1 protein-coding gene is annotated in these 648 nt (G+C 72.1%); it reads right to left on the reverse strand.

What is annotated here, in order from left to right:
- Positions 1-648, reverse strand: a 648-nt coding sequence (locus tag RM555_RS30815; protein WP_311414999.1) for a condensation domain-containing protein, incomplete at both ends; no start/stop codon positions are given.

Below are 648 nucleotides of genomic sequence, written 5' to 3' on the forward strand. Positions count from 1 at the left end.
GTGATGGCGGGTGTGCCGGGTGGGAGGCTGACGGCGACGGGGTGGTCGGGTCGGGCGCCGTGGTGCAGGAGTTGGTGGGCGAGGTGGTTGGACCGCTCGTCGAGTTCGCGGTAGGTGATCGCGCCCGTCCCGTCGACGACGGCGAGCGCGTCGGGCTGCCGTTGGGCCGTCTCCGTCACCAGCCGGGGCACGCACCCCAGATCACCGGGCGGGACCGGAACCGGGCTGGCGATCAACGCGTCCGCGAGCCGCTCCCGCTGGGCGGCCGTGACCGCGACCACGGTGGACAGCGGCCGGTCCGGCTCGGCCAGCACGGCGGCCACCAGGGCCCGGTAGCTGTCGGCCAGCTCGGCCATCGTGGCGGGCTCGTACAGGTCGCAGGCGTAGTCGAAGAGCACCCGGACGGCGTCCGGCTCCACCTGCACCTGGACGGTCAGGTCGAACTTCGCGACCCCCTCGTCGATCGGCAGCGGCCGCATCGTGGCGGTGTGCAGCGGTGCCGGATCGGTGCCTTCCATGGTGGTGAAGACGGTCTGGATGAGGGGTGGGGTGTGGCGGTCGCGGGTGGGTCGGGTGTGTTCGACGAGTTTGTCGAAGGGGATGTCCTGGTGGGTGACGGCGTGCATGAGGACGGTGCGGGAGTGGTGC

The sequence above is a fragment of the Micromonospora reichwaldensis genome (assembly GCF_031845925.1).
GTDB lineage: Bacteria > Actinomycetota > Actinomycetes > Mycobacteriales > Micromonosporaceae > Micromonospora > Micromonospora reichwaldensis.